A 15,688-nucleotide genomic window follows, 5' to 3' on the forward strand; every position below is an offset into this window, starting at 1 on the left:
CACGGTGTCAAGGTCAAGCCTCGATGACGGTGGTCAGCTTCTTCAGCAGCCGGTTGAGGGTGGCCAGCTCCCGCTCGGACAGTGCGCCGAACAGCTCCTCCTCGGCGCGGCCGCGCAGCATCATGGCGCGCCGCCACACGGCGACGCCGGCGGTGGTGGCCTCGATGGTGACGCTGCGGCGGTCGGTGGGGCTGGGGGTCCGCTTGACGTAGCCGGCCTTTTCCAGCGTGTCGAGCCGGCCGGTCATCCCCGCCGGGGAGACACCCAGGTCCTCGGCGAGCGTGCGCGGCGAGGCGGTGCCGGGCGTGTCGCGGATCATCAGCTGGTGCAGCGTCTCGTACTCGAACGGCTGCAGGGCCACCTCGGCCGCCGCGGCCTGCATGCTGTCGCGGAAGTGCCGGGCGATCCGCGCCAGACGGACCGTGGCGGTCTCGATCGCGTCGTCGAACGGCACGTCGATCCAGTGGTCCCGCCAGCGGGCGACGTGGCGGTCGGCGAAGTCCTGGCCCATGACCGGATCCTAACAGTCTTTCGGTAGCGAACAGTTCGTTGACAAAAGGTTCGCTGGCGAAATACTTTCGAGGACATGCCCACTGTTCTGGACCGGCCGCACGAGACGGCGTCCCCGTGGCGGTCGGGACCCTTCCGCTGGTTGCTCGCGGGCCGGACGCTGATCGGCCTCGGCTCGGCGATCACGCCCGTGGCGATGGCCCTCGCCGTGCTGCACCTCGGCGGCTCGGCGACCGACCTGGGCCTGGTCGTCGCCGCGTATGCGCTCGTCGACGTGGTCACCACGCTGTTCGCCGGCGTGCTCGGCGACCGGTTCTCCCGCAAGCTGCTGATGCGCGGCGCCGCGACCCTCGCCTGCCTGTCGCAGGCGGTCGTGGCGGTGAGCCTGGCGACCGGGTCGGCGACCGTGCCGATGCTGGCCGTCATGAGCGCCGTCAACGGCGGGCTCGCCGCCGTCGCCGGCCCGAGCTCGCGCGCCGTGGTGCCGCAGACGGTGCCCGCCGCGGCGCTGCCGACCGCGATCTCCGTGCTGCGACTGTCGCAGAACACGGCGATGGTGCTCGGATTCAGCGCCGCCGGCCTGCTCGTCGGGCTGTTCGGGCCCGGCTGGGCGATCGCCGTGGACGCCGCGACGTTCGCCGCGGCGGCGGTCTGCTTCACCGTCATGCGGGTCGCCCCGGTCGCGATCCCCGCGGCCCGCTCGATGCTGGAGGACCTGCGCGCCGGCGCCCGCGAGGTGTTCCGCCACACGTGGCTGTGGACGCTGCTCGTCCAGGCGCTGATCTACCACCTGATGTACGGCGGCGCCCAGGGCGTCCTCGGCCCGGTCCTGGTGACCCGGCGCTTCGGCGACGCGGCGTGGGGCTGGGCCCTGGCAGCGCTCATGGTCGGCTTCATGGTCGGCGGGGTCATCACGCTGCGGTACCGCCCGAGCCGGCTGCTGCTGTCGGGCACCGCGTTCCTCGGCCTGACCGCCTGCTTCCCCCTCGCCATGGCGCTGCCGGTCCCGCTGACCGTCGTGATGGCGGGCGCGTTCCTGCACGGGCTGGGCCTGGAGATCTTCAGCGTCAACTGGGACCTGGCGATCCAGGAGAACGTCGCCCCCGACAAGCTCGCGCGGGTGTTCGCGTTCGACCAGGTCGGCTCGTTCGTCATGCGCCCGCTCGGCCTGGCGCTCACCGGCCCGGTCGCCGCGAGCGTCGGCGAGCACACCTGGCTCCTGGTCACCGCCACCGTCATGGCCGCGGCCGCCCTCGTGGCGCTGGCGCCGTCGTCGGTGCGCCACCTGCGCCGCCTACCGGAGGGTGGCGGGCGACACAGCGCGTGACTGGATTCCATCACGCCCGGGCGCGTAGCGTCGGAACCGAGCTTCTGAATCGATCCAGAAGCCCGACCGATGGAGGAGCAGACATGTTGCCGCTGCCGTACGTGCAACCCACCGCCGCCCGCCGGCTCATCCGCGACGCGTGGCGCCGGCTCGACGGCTGGACCCTCCGGGCGTTCAACCCGGTCTGGCCGCCGCGCCAGCGTTCAGCGCCGCGCAGTCCGACAGGGGTAGCGACGGTCACGGATGCATATTACATATAAGATCGACTGACTTAATAGGGAAATCTGGGCCGTCATGTTGGCTATGTCATAGTCAGGAAGATCCGGCGTCGGGCGGGATGTTACCGGTCGTCATGAGCCGACTCTTCGCTCCGCTGACCCTGCGTGGCGTCACGTTCCCCAACCGCGTCTGGGCCGCCCCGATGTGCCAGTACTCGTCCGTCGACGGGCACCCGACCGACTGGCACCTCGTGCACCTCGGCGGCATCGCCCGCGGCGGCGCCGGCGCGGTCATCGCGGAGGCGACCGCGGTGCGCCCCGACGGCAGGATCTCCCCGCAGGACGCCGGGATCTGGAGCGACGCGCACGCCACCGACTACGCGCGGATCACCGCGTTCATCCGCGGCCAGGGTTCGGTGCCCGGCATCCAGCTGGCGCACGCCGGCCGGAAGGCGTCGACGTTCGCGCCGTGGCTGGGCCGCGGCAGCGTGCCGCAGACCGAGGGCGGCTGGCCGACCGTCGCGCCGTCCGCGGTGGCGTTCGACGGCTACGCGACGCCGGTCTCGCTGACCGTCGAGGAGATCCAGGCGCTCCTGCGGGACTGGTCCGCGGCCGCCCGCCACGCCGCCGACGCCGGCTTCGACGTCATCGAGATCCACGCCGCGCACGGCTACCTCATCCACGAGTTCCTGTCGCCGCTGTCCAACCTGCGCACCGACGCGTACGGTGGCGACCTCACCGGCCGGTCCCGCCTCCTGCTGGAGGTCGTCGACACCGTCCGCGCCGCGATCCCGGACCGCCTGCCGCTGGTCGTGCGGGTCAGCGCCACCGACTGGGTCGAGGGCGGCCTCACCGTCGACGAGGTCGCCGAAGTGGCTTCGGTCCTCGCCGGCCGCGGCGTCGACCTGGTCGACGTGTCCAGCGGCGGCAACGACGCCGGCCAGCAGATCACCCTCGGCCCCGGCTACCAGGTGCCGTTCGCCCACGCGGTCCGCTCCCGCAGCGGCCTTCCGGTCGGCGCCGTCGGGCTCATCACCGAGCCGGGCCAGGCCGAGAAGATCCTGGCCGAGGAGTCCGCCGACGTCATCCTCCTGGGCCGCGCCCTGCTCCGCGAGCCGTCCTGGCCGCAGCGCGCGGCCCGTGAGCTCGGCGCCGCGCTCGATTGGCCGCGGCAGTACCGCGCCGGCATCCCCCGCGGGTAGCTGGGTAGGTGGGTGAGATGTCGACGCTGCCGCTGACCCCCGACGAGCTGCTGACCACGACCCGGTCGGTGCGCAAGCGCCTGGACCTCACCCGGCCGGTGCCGATCCCGCTCATCCGGGAGTGCCTGGAGATCGCCCTGCAGGCACCGTCCGGCTCCAACGCGCAGAGCTGGCACTGGATCGTCGTCACCGATCCGGGGCGGCGCGCGGCGATCGGCGAGATCTACCGCCGGGCGTTCCGCTCGTACGCCTCGGCCGGCGGCACCCGTGCGGACCGCTACGCCGGCGATCCCGCCCGCCAGGCGACCCAGCTCCGGGTCGGCGAGAGCGCGGCCTGGCTCGGCGAGCACATGGGCGACGTGCCCGTGCTGGTCCTCGCCTGCCGCCGCGTCGCCCGACTGTCCGCAGGCAGCCAGGCCGACGTGTGGGGCTCCCTGCTGCCGGCCGCGTGGAGCTACATGCTCGCCGCCCGCGCCCGCGGCCTCGGCACCGCGTGGACCACCCTGCACCTCGACCATGAGCAGGAGGTGGCCGACCTCCTCGGCATCCCTGACGACATCCGTCAGGGCGTCCTCATCCCGACCGCCTACTACACCGGCGAGACGTTCAAACCGGCCCCGCGCGACCCCCTCGACACCGTCCTGCACCTCGACCACTGGTGACCGTCTCCCGCCGGTGGCCCTCACGACGCCGCAGCCCATGGGGCGCGGCCGAGCGCTAATGCGATCGACGCGCCGGGCGCGGCGTGTGATCCTGCCCGGATGACCGACGGGGACGCGGTGGCCGCGGACGGGCACGGACCCATGCCACGGCGCAGGCCGGTGGGCGGGCTGCTGCGGACCCGGAACTTCGCCCTGCTGTGGACCGGGCAGTCCACCAGCGCGATCGGATCCGCGATGACGACGGTGGCGCTCCCGCTGGTGGCCGTCACGACCCTGCACGCCGGTCCGGCCATGGTCGCCCTGCTCACCGCCGCCACCTGGTTGCCGTGGCTGCTGATCGGGCTGCCGGCCGGGGTCTGGGTCGACCGGTGGCCGCGCCGGCGCACCCTGCTGATCGCCGACGTCGTCTCCGCGGCGGTGCTCGTCGTCATCCCGGTCGCGGCCTGGACCGGCGTGCTGAGCATGACGATGCTGGTGGCGGCCGCGCTGCTCGCCGGGACCGCCGGCGTCTTCGCCACCGTGGCGTTCAACGCGTTCCTGCCCCGTCTCGTCCGGGCGGAAGACCTCATGGAAGGCAACGCCAAGCTGCAGACCAGCGCGTCGGTCGCCCTGGTCGTCGGGCCGGGCCTCGGCGGGCTGCTGGCCCAGGCGGCCGGCGCGGTCAGCGGCGTCCTGATCGACGCCGTGACGTTCCTGGTGTCGGCGGTCTGCCTGCTCGGCCTCCGGTCCGAGCCGGAGCCGCGCCCTGCCGCGGGCGACCGTCCGGGCATGCCGCGCCAGATCGCCGAGGGCATCGCCTTCATCATGCGCGGCCGCCTGCTGCAGGCCATGCTGGTCGTGGCGGCGGTGACCAACTTCGCGATGCTGGGCATCACGGCACTGCGCGTCGTCTTTCTGGTGCGGACCGAAGGCGCCGCGCCCGGAACGGCGGGCCTGGTGATCGGCGTGGGCAGCCTCGGCGCCGTCCTCGGCGCGGCGCTCGCATCGCGGGCATCCCGGCGCTTCGGCAGCGCCCGCACCTATCTGGTGGCGAACCTGGCGGCCGCGCCGTTCGTGCTGTTGCTGCCGCTCGGCGGCCACGGACCGCGCCTGACGCTGTTCGCGGCGGGCTCCTTCATCGCCCTGGCCGGAGCCACGATGTCGAACGTCATGACCATGACGTTCCGCGGCACCTTCGTCCCCGCGCACCTGCTCGGCCGGGTCACCGCGGCATCGCGGATCTTCGTGTTCGGCACCGTCCCGTTCGGTGCGGCCACCGCCGGCCTCCTGGCCTCGGCGTTCGGCATCCGGTCCGCCATCTGGGCACTCGCCGTCCTCTACGCCACCGCCCCCCTGCCCCTGCTCGCCACCGAGGCCCGCACGCTGCGGGACCTCCCGGCCCACGGCACCCCGGCCGCCGTTGCGTGACGCGCACGTGTACACCGTCGGCGGCGGGGTGAGCCTGGCGCCGGGCGCGTTCCTGGCCCTCGACGTGGAGAGCGCATACGGCCTCGGCAGCGCTGACAGCGTCCGGCTCTACCAGCCTGACGGCACCCTCGTCGATTCCTACTCCTGGTCCGGCCACGCGGGCAAGACGTACGGCCGCTGCCCGAACGGGAGCTGCCCGAACGGGACCGGGGCGTTCGTCGGCACGAGCGCCGCGACGAAGGGCGCCGCGAACGCGTGCCCGCCGCCGGCGCCGGGCGCGTGGCCGGGCGGGTCGACGGTCGCCGACGCCGACGCCGACGCGGGCAACGCCTTCGGCGAGAACCTCAGCGGCCTGTCGTACGAGTCCGCGTCGGTCGTCTGGGCCGTGCGCAACGGCGCCGGCACGCTGTACCGGCTGACCCCGAGCGGCTCGGGGTGGCAGAAGGCAACGACAACAGCCACGCGCTGCGCGGCGGCACCCTGTCCTGCTGACGCGTCAGACGGCGTAGTCGAACCAGTCGAACCGGACGGTGCCGGAGACGGCATACATGCCGATGACCCGGCCGGTGAAGCCGCCGGCGACCTCCGTGGACAGGTAGCGGCCGTCGAGCGTGGCCCCGGACGTGAGTGTCCCGTCCGGGGCCACGACGCCGAACTCCAGCACATCGGGTCCGCGGCGAGGGTCGTCGCTCGGCTGCGCCGGCGTCACGTCGACCCCGAGGACGACGGGTCCGGCCGGCACGGACCACGACGCGACCACTCCACGCAGCGGACCTATCCGGGCCAGCACGGTGGCCGTGCCGGCGAAGACCTCGATCTCGTAATGGTGGTCCTCATCCAGGCGGACCACCAGGCCACCGCGACCCGTCCCCGGGTCGAGCAGCGTCCTGACCCGGCAGGAGAGGTGCTGCTGGCGCCGGGCGACCAGCGTGACGTCCGGGTCGTCGAGCGAGCCGCCTGCCGCGTGCAGGGTCAGCCAGCCGGGCCGGTCCGCCGTCACGTCCGGCGGCCGCCGCAGCGACACCCATCGCGGATGCAGGGGCCCGTCGAAGTCGTCCCGCACCGGCAGGTCGACGACGGGGGACGGCCCGGAGGACAGCGGGCCGACGACCGGCCAGCCGTCGTCCCACCGGACCGGCGCGAGGAACGTCTCCCGGCCCAGGACGTGCCAGCCGGGCGTGCCCCCACCCGGGCGGACGCCGAGCAGCACCATCCACCACGAGCCGTCGGGCGCCTGCACCAGGTCGGCGTGGCCGGTGTTCTGGATCGGGTGGTCGGTGCCCCGGTGCGTGAGGACGGGGTTGGACGGGCACGGCGTGAACGGGCCGGACGGTGACGGGCCCCGGGCGACCGACACGGCGTGGCCGCGCTCCGTGCCGCCCTCCGCCAGCAGCAGATACCACCAGGAGCCGATCCGGTAGAGGTGCGGCGCCTCCGGTGCCTTCGCCCCTGGCGTACCCGACCAGATCCGCCGCGCGGGACCGAGCACCGACCCGGTCGACGGGTCGATCCGCACCTGCGAGACACCGGCGACGGTGCAGTAACAGGTGCCGTCGGTGTCCCACGCGAGGTCCGGGTCGATGCCGGCGACCTCCGGCAGCGGCACGGGACCCGACCAGGGACCGGCCGGGTCGATGGTGGTGTAGAGCTGGTTGCCTCCGCCGCTGACGTTCGTGACGATCAGCCAGAACCGGCCGTCGTGGTGGCGCAGCGTCGGCGCGTAGATGCCGCCGGACGAGGGGGTGTCCGCGCGCAGCGGCACCCGGTCCAGGACGTTGCCGATCTGCGTCCAGTGCACCAGGTCACGGCTGTGCAGGATCGGCACGCCGGGGAAATACTCGAAGCTGGAGCAGGCGAGGTAGTAGTCGTCGCCGGCCCGGCAGATGCTCGGGTCGGGGTGAAATCCTGCGACGACGGGTTCGGTGATGACCCGCATCCTCGCACAGCCGGGCGGACGGTCTATTATTCCACCAAACGTTCGTTTAGTTCTCGGTTGGTTGGAGAGCCGCCATGACCACTCCCCTGCTCCGGAACCATGTCCTCGGCACCTGGCACACCGCCGGCGACGACGGCAGGCCCGTCCACGACGCGGTCACCGGCGAGGAGGTCGCGCGGGTGTCGTCCGCCGGCGTCGACTTCGCCGCCGCGCTGGACTACGGCCGCCGCACGGGCGGCCCGGCGCTGCGGGAGCTCACCTTCCACCAGCGGGCCGCGCTGCTCAAGGCGCTCGGCCTGCACCTGCGCGAGCAGCGGGAGCGGCTCTACGCGGTGTCCGCGCGGACCGGCGCGACGCTCGGCGACTCCAAGTTCGACGTCGACGGCGGCATGGGCGTCCTGCTCTCCTACGCCAGCAAGGCCAAGCGCGAGCTGCCCAACGACACGGTGTATGTCGACGGCGCCGTCGAGCCGCTCGGCCGCGGCGGCACGTTCCTCGCCCAGCACGTCTGCACCTCGCTGCGCGGCGTCGCCGTCCAGATCAACGCGTTCAACTTCCCGGTCTGGGGGCCACTGGAGAAGTTCGCCCCGGCGTTCCTCGCCGGCGTGCCGACCATCGTCAAGCCGGCCACCCCGACCGCGTTCCTCACCGCCGAGCTCATCGAGGTCATCGTCGAGTCCGGGATCCTGCCCGCCGGGACCCTGCAGTTCGTCTCCGGCAGCCTCGGCGACACGTTCGAGCACCTCACCGGCCAGGACCTCGTCTCCTTCACCGGGTCGGCGTCCACCGCACAGCTGCTGCGCACGCACCCGGCGCTGGTGCGCAACTCCGTGCGCTTCAACGCCGAGGCGGACTCGCTCAACCTGTCGGCGCTCGGCCCCGACGCCGTCCCCGGCACCGCCGAGTTCGACCTGTTCGTCAAGGGTCTCGTCGCCGAGATGACGGTGAAGGCCGGGCAGAAGTGCACCGCCATCCGCCGCGCGTTCGTGCCCGCCCACCTCGTCGACGCCGTCGTCGAGGCCGCGTCCGGCCGCCTCGCGCGCACCGTCATCGGCAACCCCGCGGACGGGACCGTCCGCATGGGGGCCCTCGCCAGCCTCGACCAGCGCGACGAGGTCCGCCGCAGCGTCGGCGCCCTCACCGGCGCCGGCCGCATCGTCTACGGCGACCTCGACAAGGTCGACGTCGTCGACGCCGACCCGGACCGCGGCGCGTTCCTCTCCCCGATCCTCCTCGTCGGCGACCCGGACCGGGCCGAGCCGCACGAGATCGAGGCGTTCGGCCCCGTCGCCACCGTCATGCCCTACGACACCGTCGACCAGCTCGTCGACTACGCCGCCCGCGGCCAGGGCAGCCTCGTCGGCTCGGTCGTCACCGCCGACACCGCGTTCGCCCGCGACGTGGTCCTCGGCGTCGCCCCGTGGCACGGCCGGCTGCTGATCCTCAACGACCGCGACGCCCAGGAGTCCACCGGCCACGGCTCTCCCCTGCCGATGCTCGTCCACGGCGGCCCCGGCCGCGCCGGCGGCGGCGAGGAGATGGGCGGCATCCGCGGCGTCCTGCACCACATGCAGCGCACCGCCGTCCAGGCCGACCCCGACACCCTCGCCGCGATCACCGGCCGCTGGGTCACCGGCGCCTCCCGGCGCACCGGCGACGTCCACCCCTTCCGCAAGCACCTCGAAGAGCTGCGCCCCGGCGACACGATCGTCGCCGGCCCGCGCCGGGTCACGCAGGAGGATGTGGAGCACTTCGCCGAGTTCACCGGTGACACGTTCTACGCCCACATGGATGCCGAGGCCGCCGCCGCGAATCCGCTCTTCGGGGAGCGTGTCGCCCACGGATACCTGGTCGTCAGCCTCGCCGCCGGGCTCTTCGTCGACCCCGACCCGGGCCCGGTCCTCGCCAACTTCGGCGTCGACTCGCTGCGCTTCCTCACCCCGGTCAAGTTCGGCGACGAGCTCACCGTGACGCTGACCTGCAAGCAGATCACCCCGCGCGAGTCCACCAACTACGGCGAGGTCCGCTGGGACGCCGACGTCACCCGGCAGGACGGCTCGTCGGTCGCCCAGTACGACGTGCTGACCCTCGTCGCCAAACTTGCCTGACGGGCGCGGCCGGCCTCCCCGGTACAGCCGCGACGAGCTGCTCGAAAAGGTCGTCACGGTCTTCAACGAGCGCGGCTACGAGGCCACCTCCATGGAGGACCTCGCCCGCGCGACCGGCCTCAACAAGTCGTCGTTCTACCACCACTTCAACGGCAAGGAGGAGCTGCTCGGCCTCGGCGTCGGCCGGGCCCTCGACGCCCTCGCCGCCGTGCTTGCCGAGCCCGCCGCGTGTTCGGGCCCGCCCGCGCGGCGCCTCGAGCACGTCGTGCGCCGCACCGCCGAGGTCCTCGTCGCGGAGCTGCCGTTCGTGACGCTGCTGCTGCGCGTCCGCGGCAACACCGAGGTCGAGCGGGAGGCGCTGGGCCGCCGCCGCGACCTCGACGCCCGCGTCGCCGACATGGTCCGCGCCGCCGCCGACGCCGGCGACATCCGCCCCGACATCGACCCCCGTCTCGCCACCCGGCTTCTCTTCGGCATGGTCAACTCCATCACCGAGTGGTACCGCCCGGACCTCCGCCCCACTGCCGGCCCGGCCGTCGTCGACGCCGTCGTCACCCTCGCCATGCACGGCCTCTCGACGCGCTCAGCGCAGTAGCCGGCGAGGGCCGCCGACCGCGGTGAGATCATGACGCGATGAGATTCGAGGCCGGGCAGCGGATCGTGTTCATCGGCGACAGCATCACCGACTGCGGGCGGCGGGACGTGCGGGCGCCGTACGGCGACGGCTACATGAGCCTGGTCCGGGCGCTCATCACCGCCAGGTTCCCCGACGTGCCGCTGACCTGGGTCAACCGCGGCGTCAGCGGCAACACGGTGCGCGACCTGGCCGCGCGCTGGGACCGCGACGCGGTCGCCGAGCGGCCCGACTGGCTGGTCGTGATGATCGGCATCAACGACGTGTGGCGGGCGTTCACCGGGCAGCCCGAGCACGCCGTGCCCCTGGAGGAGTACGAGGCGACCCTGCGCACCCTGCTGCGCCGCGCGGTCGACGCCACCGGCTGCCGGTTGCTGCTCGCCGGCCCGTACCTCATCGAACCCGACCGCACCGAGCCGCAACGCGCGCAGAGCGACCGCTACGCCGCCGCGATGGCCGAACTGGCCACGGAGTTCGGCGCACCGCTCGTGGCGGCACAGGAAGCGTTCGACGCCGTCCTGGCCGTCTCCCCGCCGGCGCTGTGGGCCGACGACCGCGTCCACCCGGACCTCCCGGGCCACGCCGTCCTCGCCGAGGCGTTCCTGCGCGTCATCACCGGATAGCGTCAGCGGGTGCGGCCGGGCGGGCGCAGGAAGTCGGTGTCGGCCCGCCCCGGCACGTCGGCCACCCCGAACTCCTCCGGCGCGGTGTCGAGCCTGCGCTGCACCGCCGCCCGGATCGCATCCGCGTCCTCGGCCGCGTTCTCCGTCGCGTTCTCCATCGCGTCGGGGTCGGCGTGCACACCGCGCAGCAGCGCCGACAGCTCCGTGAGGTCGAGGTAGTCGGCACCCCGCACCGCGGCGTCCAGCCAGTCCGGCGGGAACTCGTCCAGCACGGCACCCGCACCACCGCCCATGGCCCGGTTGTGCACCCCCAGCACCCGCGCCAGGTGCCGCACGCCGGCCGGGCCCGTGTCCGCCGCCGGCCCCTCGGCGGCGATGCGCAGCCACAGGTCCCCGGAAGCGTCCCAGAGCACCTCCATGAGGTCCCGCAGCAGGTATCCGCGCCGGTGGTCGACCCAGGCCTGCGCGGGACGCCAGCGGCGGGTGGCGCGCAGGTGGTCGAACCCGCCGCCGGACGTCACCGTCTCCAGGGCGTCGATCGCGTGCCGGCACGGCAGGATCGATGCCCGCGGCACGACCCCCGCCATGCCGGTCAGCGACACCCACGACCAGCCGGGCTCGTCGGAGTCGACGAGGTCGTGCCAGCGCCCGCCGTCCAGCAGCGCGACCTGGCAGTGGTTCGCGTCGACGACCGACACGACCACCGCCACGCCGCGGTCCTCATCGCGCCAGGTGTACGAGGGGTCGTCGCCCGGCTCGGCCACGGCCAGCATCCGCTGGATGTCGCCGGGTGCGGTCGGCTGCAGGGTACGGGTGATGCCGAAGATCCGGTGCTCGATCACGAGCCACTGTAGACGTCAGTCCCAGGTCCACCGGTCGCCGCGGTCAGCGCGGTTGCCGGCGCCGGTGCCGAGCTGGACGCCGGAGCTGGTCTGCGAGACGTCGGTCCCCCGGGAGATCGGCGTCGATGGGACAAGTCTTTGACTTAACCTCCTTTAGCTGACTTACTCGGTTCAGTTCGCAACCGACCGCCAGCGGAAGGAACCCCTCATGCTCCCTGTCCGAAAGCTCGGCGCCGCCCTCGCGGTGTCGGCCGTCGTCTGGGCCGGCGCCGCCGTCGCCGCGCCGAAGCCCGCCTCGGCGGCGCCGACGCCCACCGGCACCGCCACCGTCGCCGACGTCGTCAACTACCTGCAGAGCATCACCGGCCGCAACATCCTGTCCGGCCAGCAGGACGGCCCCAGCTCGGCGCCGAACACCTGGCAGCAGAAGGTCCGCGACATCACCGGCGAATACCCGGGCTCGTGGGCCGGCGACTTCGCCTTCGAGCAGAACGACATCAACGCCCGGCCGGCGGTCATCGCCCAGGCGAAGGCGGTGTGGGCGGCCGGGTCCATCCCCGCGCTGGTGTGGCACATGTGCCCGCCGACCGTCGCCCTGTCCTGCCACTGGGACTACGGCACCGGCGCCATCATGAGCAAGCTGACCGACGCGCAGTGGACCGAGCTCGTCACCGACGGCACCACGCTCAACACCGCCTTCAAGCGCCGCCTCGACGAGGCCGTGCCCTACCTGCAGGACCTGAGGAACACCGGCATCCCGGTGCTGTTCCGCCCGCAGCACGAGATGAACGAGGGCTGGTCCTGGTGGGGCGGGCGGCCCGGCGCGAACGGCAGCCGCAAGCTCTTCCAGATCACCCATGACTACCTGTCCGGCACCAAGGGCCTGGACAACCTCGTCTGGGTCTGGAACCTCAAGGACATCGCCGGCGGCGAGAGCCACGTCGCCGACTACTGGCCAGGAGCGTCCTATGTGGACCTCGCCACGCTCGACGCGTGGTCCAACAAGCAGCCGACGCAGGCCTGGTACAACGCCATGCTGAACATCGCGGGCGGCAAGCCGATCGGGCTGTCGGAGGTCGGCACCGTGCCGACCCCGGAGACCATCACCGCCCAGCCGCGCTGGACCTTCTTCAGCGTCTGGATCAGCTGGCTCACCGACCCCGCCTGGAACACCAACGACGCCGTCAAGCGCACCTACTACGACCCGCGCGTGCTCAACCGCGGCGAGATCCACTTCGGCGGCACGACCCCGCCGACCGGCACCGGCCCGGTCACCGGCCTGGCCGGCAAGTGCCTGGACGTCGCCGCCGCCGGCACCTCGAACGGCACGAAGATCCAGCTGTACGGCTGCAACGGCACCACCGCGCAGCGCTGGACGGCCGGCACCGACGGCACCCTGCGCGCCCTCGGCAAGTGCCTCGACGTGGCCGGCGGCGCCGCCGCGGACGGCACGAAGGTGCAACTGTGGGACTGCAACGGCAACGGCCACCAGCGCTGGACCCGCAACGGCCAGCGCCTCGTCAACCCGGACACCGGCCGGTGCCTCGACGTGACCGGCCAGTCCACCGCCGACGGCGCCCAGATCCAGATCTGGACCTGCAACAACCAGACGAACCAGAACTGGACCCTGCCGTAGGACCACCCTGGGGAGCCGTGCTGCGGGAGCACCCGTGATCTGGCTCCGGCCGCGACCCGGGACGCCCAGCCCGGGCCGCGGCCCTACACCTCGCCGGCTCCGTCCGTGTCGCCGGCAAGCACCGCGTAGAGGTCGGAGTCTCGCCACGCCCCGTTGGTGAAGACATGGCCACGGAGCCGACCCTCGTATCGCATGCCCAGTCGCGACACCACGGCAAGCGACGCCTGGTTGTCCGGGCCGACGGCCGCTGATATGCGGTGCAGACGCAGGTGCTCGAACCCGAATGCAACCAGGGTCCGAGCCGCGTCGGTGGCGTAGCCGTGCCCCCACTGGTCGGCCCGGATCGCATAGCCGAGTTTGGCCGCCTGAACACCGTTGAAACCCAGCCGGGCAAAGCCGATGAGTTCGTCGCCGGGGAGGGTGACGGCGAGGTAGTACTCGGTCCGCGGCCGCAGCCTCGCACGTTCGATCGCCGCGTTGATGATGGCGGTGACTTCTTCGGGAGTACGACTGTCGAAGGAGAGGGAGGCGGTGACGGCGTCGTCTCCGAAGATACGAAAGGCTCCGGCCGCATCGTCGGCGCGGAATTCGCGGAGCACGACGGCGCGGCCGGTGAGAGTGACGGGGTACATGCCCTGATCCTCGCTCAGCGGGTAATGGCCTTCAGCGGCGTCCTCGTAAATGCCTCGATCGCGTCGACAAGACCAGCGGCGTCTTGGGCGAGTCCGGCACGGATCACTGCGGCCTGGACGCGGAGCACGGACTGGATGATGCCGTTGATGCGCTGCTCGGGAGGCAGGTCAAGGACCGGTGCGATGGCCTCCTCGGCGCCTCCGACGTTGTGGTCGGCGAGTCGGGCGATGGCGAGGTTCGCGTGTGCGCCGGCCTGGTCACCGAACGCCCAGGACGGATCGTTCGGGTTGCTGAATGCGTCCACGGCGCTGGTGGAGTACCTGATCGCATCGTCGGCCTGGCCGGGTAGCCACGCGAGGGCGTCAGCGGCGTAGTAGAGCGTCCGGGGCTGGTTGAAGACGCAGATACCGCCGAGCTCGTCCAGCTCGTCGACAGAGACCCGGTCCCACGCGCCCTCGGCGCCGCGGATGGCGAGAATTGCCTGCTCAGCGTTGCCAAGTGCCGCATGCGCCCGTGCCGCGCTCAGCGGCAGCCAGACCGCAGTCGTGCCGCCGGCGTCGGCGACGAAGGACGAGCCCTGCTCCGCGTAGCGCAGGGCCTCGCGGTAGCGTCCGGCCCAGTAGGCGACCAGCGACTGGAGACCGCGAAGCCACGCACGCAAACCGGCGTGGTCGGCCTGATCGGCACAGAGGATCGCGGTCCGCGCCTGGATCATCGCCGCGTGTGGCTCGCCGGAATCCTGGGACGCCTTGGCGAGGAGCCCGCTCGTGACGGCAGCGAGGAAGTGCAACTGCCGTGCCTGGGCGAGCGGCTGTTGCCGTTCCAGCAGGGTGAACAGCAGCTCCTGCGTCTCGACCAGGTCGCCGAGTAGATCGGTGACAGGGCGTTGCGGGTAGGCGAGGGCGAGTCGCGCTACATCGGAGCGTAGTTGCTCGATGAACTCGGGGGCGGTTGCCTGGGCCGTGTTCAGCGTGAACCGGCGAGCCCTGTCAGCGGCCATGGTGAGAACGCTCCTGTCGACATCGACCACGATCAGCCCTGTTGAGCTGGCCTCGTGGTTGCGGACCGTGGGAACGTCAGCCGGTGACCATGGGCGAAGCAGTTCCTCAACAGGTAGCGAAAACATCGCCTGAAGCGCGCGGCGGGTTGCCGGGTTCGTACCGGCCATCCCCCGCTCGCCGCGGGCAAGCCTGCCGAGGTGCCGGGCGCTGATCGGCACCCGCTCCCCGGTGCGGCCGATCTCGTCGGCGAGTTCCTCATACGTGTTGTCTCGCTGCTGGATCAGATGCTCCAGCAGCGTACGGGGCTCGCGCCGTGCAGTCGTCACGGATGCCTCGTCTCCTGCGTCATGGGCTGACCTGCTCACCGTCGCTTACCGCACCACGTCGGCTCAATCGATGTCCCTCAGGTGTCCGGCCCTGGTCCTTCAAAGGTCCTCAACCGGACCTCGATGGGTCCGACGCCACTACTCCATGCTTCCACTGCGTCGCAGACGAGTGACATTCCGACAGGCTTGCGGAACGCGACTTTCGACCGGATTCAACAACCTGGCCCCATGGCCAGAACGAACGGAGACGAACCAATGAGAGCGTCAGCGTCCCGGGTCGCAGGGACACCGGTCGCGCCACAGCCGGATCTCGACCTTGACATCCGGACGCTGCGGTCATGGCTCGCGGTCGATGACGACGGCGATCCGGTGCTCGTGGTCAAAGACGACGACGTGACCGTGGTCGTCGACTACGGCCTCGGTGGCTCGTGGGACACCGCCATCCGAGCGGCCGAACGACTCAGTGACACGTCCCTCGCCTACGCGGCGAGGCTTCGCGAGGTGATGGCCGCTCAACAGACGCCGGACCGGAATCTGTCAAGATCATTGAGACAAGATCTTTTTAGTTGTTCTGTATGACTGTTTCCAGGGCTGGTCGGTTGATCCAGACCTGCTGCGGGAGG

Annotated in this window: 15 protein-coding genes; 9 read left to right on the forward strand and 6 right to left on the reverse strand. The window is 72.1% G+C overall.

The features are described from left to right. Window positions 1-13: 13 nt before the first annotated feature. Entirely contained in the window at window positions 14-511 is a 498-nt protein-coding gene (locus ABZS58_RS45250) for a MarR family transcriptional regulator (protein ID WP_354790412.1), read from the reverse strand. A 75-nt stretch (window positions 512-586) separates the two neighbouring features. Between ABZS58_RS45250 and ABZS58_RS45255 the strand changes: the two genes are divergently transcribed. The 4 genes from ABZS58_RS45255 to ABZS58_RS45270 all read left to right on the forward strand — a co-directional run bounded on the left by ABZS58_RS45255 (window position 587) and on the right by ABZS58_RS45270 (window position 5,326). Beyond that, on the forward strand, window positions 587-1,837 hold the full coding sequence (locus ABZS58_RS45255) for an MFS transporter (protein ID WP_354790414.1): 1,251 nt from the start codon (window positions 587-589) through the stop codon (window positions 1,835-1,837). A 352-nt stretch (window positions 1,838-2,189) separates the two neighbouring features. Next, window positions 2,190-3,257 (forward strand): NADH:flavin oxidoreductase/NADH oxidase, encoded by a 1,068-nt coding sequence (locus ABZS58_RS45260; RefSeq protein WP_354790416.1) that lies wholly within the window; start codon window positions 2,190-2,192, stop codon window positions 3,255-3,257. Window positions 3,258-3,274: 17 nt separating this feature from the next. Then, entirely contained in the window at window positions 3,275-3,919 is a 645-nt protein-coding gene (locus ABZS58_RS45265; protein WP_354790417.1) for a nitroreductase family protein, read from the forward strand. 99 nt (window positions 3,920-4,018) lie between these two features. Continuing rightward, the gene (locus tag ABZS58_RS45270) at window positions 4,019-5,326 is read left to right on the forward strand and encodes an MFS transporter (RefSeq protein ID WP_354790419.1); all 1,308 of its coding nucleotides are present in this window, start codon (window positions 4,019-4,021) and stop codon (window positions 5,324-5,326) included. Between the two features lie 138 nt (window positions 5,327-5,464). On the opposite strand, the gene ABZS58_RS45275 is transcribed toward ABZS58_RS45270, so the two are convergent. Both ABZS58_RS45275 and ABZS58_RS45280 read right to left on the reverse strand, forming a co-directional pair. Continuing rightward, entirely contained in the window at window positions 5,465-5,788 is a 324-nt protein-coding gene (locus tag ABZS58_RS45275; protein WP_354790420.1) for a hypothetical protein, read from the reverse strand. 34 nt (window positions 5,789-5,822) lie between these two features. Beyond that, window positions 5,823-7,262, reverse strand: a complete 1,440-nt coding sequence (locus tag ABZS58_RS45280; protein ID WP_354790422.1) for a glycoside hydrolase family 43 protein — start codon at window positions 7,260-7,262, stop codon at window positions 5,823-5,825. A 74-nt stretch (window positions 7,263-7,336) separates the two neighbouring features. On the opposite strand from ABZS58_RS45280, the gene paaZ reads away from it, so the two are divergent. From paaZ to ABZS58_RS45295, 3 genes are read left to right on the forward strand one after another with little or no spacing between them, the layout of a single operon-like run. After that, window positions 7,337-9,370, forward strand: coding sequence for a phenylacetic acid degradation bifunctional protein PaaZ (gene paaZ / locus ABZS58_RS45285; protein WP_354790424.1), 2,034 nt, complete (start codon window positions 7,337-7,339; stop codon window positions 9,368-9,370). Continuing rightward, window positions 9,363-9,965: a TetR/AcrR family transcriptional regulator gene (locus tag ABZS58_RS45290; RefSeq protein WP_354790425.1), complete on the forward strand. Its 603-nt coding sequence runs from the start codon at window positions 9,363-9,365 to the stop codon at window positions 9,963-9,965. The genes paaZ and ABZS58_RS45290 overlap by 8 nt, the downstream gene beginning before the upstream one ends. A 38-nt stretch (window positions 9,966-10,003) precedes the next feature. Beyond that, on the forward strand, window positions 10,004-10,627 hold the full coding sequence (locus tag ABZS58_RS45295) for an SGNH/GDSL hydrolase family protein (protein ID WP_354790427.1): 624 nt from the start codon (window positions 10,004-10,006) through the stop codon (window positions 10,625-10,627). 2 nt (window positions 10,628-10,629) lie between these two features. On the opposite strand, the gene ABZS58_RS45300 is transcribed toward ABZS58_RS45295, so the two are convergent. Beyond that, window positions 10,630-11,469 (reverse strand): hypothetical protein, encoded by an 840-nt coding sequence (locus tag ABZS58_RS45300; protein WP_354790428.1) that lies wholly within the window; start codon window positions 11,467-11,469, stop codon window positions 10,630-10,632. 208 nt (window positions 11,470-11,677) lie between these two features. On the opposite strand from ABZS58_RS45300, the gene ABZS58_RS45305 reads away from it, so the two are divergent. Beyond that, complete coding sequence (locus ABZS58_RS45305; protein WP_354790429.1) at window positions 11,678-13,105, forward strand: lectin; 1,428 nt, start codon at window positions 11,678-11,680, stop codon at window positions 13,103-13,105. A gap of 83 nt (window positions 13,106-13,188) precedes the next feature. Here ABZS58_RS45305 and ABZS58_RS45310 read toward each other — a convergent pair whose 3' ends face one another. Further along, window positions 13,189-13,737 carry a GNAT family N-acetyltransferase gene (locus ABZS58_RS45310; protein WP_354790430.1) on the reverse strand — a complete coding sequence of 183 codons (549 nt, stop codon included), beginning with the start codon at window positions 13,735-13,737 and terminating at the stop codon, window positions 13,189-13,191. A 14-nt stretch (window positions 13,738-13,751) separates the two neighbouring features. Next, entirely contained in the window at window positions 13,752-15,065 is a 1,314-nt protein-coding gene (locus ABZS58_RS45315; protein ID WP_354790431.1) for a hypothetical protein, read from the reverse strand. 255 nt (window positions 15,066-15,320) lie between these two features. Here ABZS58_RS45315 and ABZS58_RS45320 point away from each other — a divergent pair, with 255 nt between their 5' ends. Beyond that, window positions 15,321-15,644 (forward strand): hypothetical protein, encoded by a 324-nt coding sequence (locus ABZS58_RS45320; protein ID WP_354790432.1) that lies wholly within the window; start codon window positions 15,321-15,323, stop codon window positions 15,642-15,644. The last annotated feature ends 44 nt before the right edge of the window (window positions 15,645-15,688 follow it).

It is taken from the genome of Dactylosporangium sp. NPDC005555 (assembly GCF_040605635.1).
Lineage (GTDB): Bacteria > Actinomycetota > Actinomycetes > Mycobacteriales > Micromonosporaceae > Dactylosporangium.